This is a genomic window from Pseudomonas sp. MSSRFD41 (genome assembly GCF_014230245.1).
Taxonomy (GTDB): Bacteria; Pseudomonadota; Gammaproteobacteria; order Pseudomonadales; family Pseudomonadaceae; genus Aquipseudomonas; species Aquipseudomonas piscis.
Window position 1 is genome coordinate 1 of record NZ_JACKZK010000062.1, and the last position, 1,832, is coordinate 1,832.

Sequence of the window (1,832 nt, forward strand, 5' to 3'; positions counted from 1 at the left end):
GCAGTCAGCTCAGTGCAAGCCTGCTGACTATGCAAAAGGCATCAGGCAAGTCATCGAGGTAGCCCGCCATGCTCATTGACGTTCACGAAATCAGGGTCGGCGGCGGAATCGGAAGACTCTTCGAAGCCATTGACCGCATCCCTGAGCAAAGAAAAACAGGGATTTGGGTCGAATTCGACGGCGAATCTTTTCCAGTTAAGACCGGGATCAGGAATTTCATCGCGCTGACAAGTGAGCGACTGCAAGAGATAGAGTGCCGCCGCAAGGGAAAAGGAGGTAGAGCATGAGCGCAGAACTTGCCGTTCCTCCACGCTTCATCCGAGCCATGAAGGCTCCGGCCTACCTGGGCATGTGCCTGGATGAGTTCAATAAGACAGTTCGCCCATACGTCCGTGAGTTCCCCATCGGGAAGCAAGGCATTGGGTTTGATCGCTTGGAGCTTGATGCCTGGGCAGACGCCTACGTCGAGTCTCGGGCAATTGTAAAAGCCGCCAATCAGGACAACAATCGGCCCCGCAGCGAGCGCCAGGGCAAGAAGAAAGGAGAATTGCCGTGGCCCAAAAAGCAATCACAGGCCTCCAGCAAATGCCGAACGGCATCTGGAAGATCGACAAAAAGTACAGAGGAGAACGAATTCAGGAGAGTACTGGCACTTGTGACCGCGCCGAAGCAGAGCAGTATCTGATCCACAAGCTGGAGCAGTTGCGCCAACAGAAGGTCTACGGAGTCAGACGGGTCAGGACTTGGCGGGAGGCTGCGACTCGCTTCCTGCTCGAGGCGAAGGACCAGGCCTCTATCCACATTTCAGCCACGTACATGGAGCAGCTTGACCCATTCATTGGCGATATGCCGCTGACACACATAGATGACGATGCGCTAGCGCCATACGTACAGTCGAAGCTGAATCCTGCGGTGGGGAAGCCAGTCACAAACCGAACAGTGAACATCGCTCTTCAACGGGTCATCCGCGTGCTGAACCTCTGCGCGCGGAAATGGCGGGATGAAGAGCGCCGGCCGCTGCTCGACGTGGTGCCGATGATTTCGCTTCTTGATGAGCGAACGAACAGTCGGAAGCCCTACCCACTTTCGTGGGAAGAGCAATCGATCCTGTTCGCCGAGCTACCGGCTCACCTCCAGACCATGGCAATGTTTAAGGTCAACACGGGGTGTCGGGAGCAGGAAGTGTGCAAACTCCAGTGGAACTGGGAGATTGCGGTCCCGGAACTGGGGACAAGCGTCTTTCTGATACCCGCGGGCTTTGGCGGTAGAAGCGCCAGATCTGGCGTGAAAAACCGAGACGAGCGTCTAGTCGTTTTGAATGACGTGGCCAAGTCGGTGATCGAGAAGCAGCGCGGAAAGCACCCGCTCTACGTGTTCCCGTTTGGCAAGCCTGATGGCGAGGGGAATGAAACGACAGTGCATCGTATGAATGACTCCGCCTGGAAGAAGGCCAGGATCAGGGCGGCGAAGAAGTGGCAGGAGAAGTTCCTGCGGCCGGCGCATGATGGCTTTGCCAGGATCCGCATTCACGACCTAAAACACACCTTTGGGAGAAGGCTACGCGCTGCAGGCGTGACAGAGGAAGATCGGAAAGCACTGCTCGGCCACAAGAACGGAAGTATCACCAGTCACTACTCAGCGGCAGAACTGGATCAGCTCATTGAGGCGTCAAACAAGGTATCAGTAACTGACTCGCGCGCACCAGCGCTGACGATTTTGAAAAGGAGGGAGGCATGAATAAAAAGGCCAGGGTCACTCGGAAAGTCACTATGGCAGAAACAACAAAGCCGCTCGAAAGCGGCTAAGTCATTGAAAAATATGGTCGGGACGGA

The 1,832-nt window shown here is 55.7% G+C and carries 3 protein-coding genes; all 3 read left to right on the forward strand.

The window, feature by feature from the left end:
• Positions 1–68 precede the first annotated feature (68 nt).
• From H7A76_RS32195 to H7A76_RS32200, 3 genes are read left to right on the forward strand one after another with little or no spacing between them, the layout of a single operon-like run.
• Entirely contained in the window at positions 69–287 is a 219-nt protein-coding gene (locus tag H7A76_RS32195) for a hypothetical protein (protein ID WP_185702240.1), read from the forward strand.
• A complete protein-coding gene (locus H7A76_RS32245) occupies positions 284–685 on the forward strand; it encodes a hypothetical protein (RefSeq protein WP_221775450.1) in 402 nt (133 codons plus the stop codon). The genes H7A76_RS32195 and H7A76_RS32245 overlap by 4 nt, the downstream gene beginning before the upstream one ends.
• On the forward strand, positions 586–1,737 hold the full coding sequence (locus H7A76_RS32200) for a tyrosine-type recombinase/integrase (RefSeq protein ID WP_221775449.1): 1,152 nt from the start codon (positions 586–588) through the stop codon (positions 1,735–1,737). Before H7A76_RS32245 ends, H7A76_RS32200 begins: the two co-directional genes overlap by 100 nt.
• Positions 1,738–1,832 lie beyond the last annotated feature (95 nt).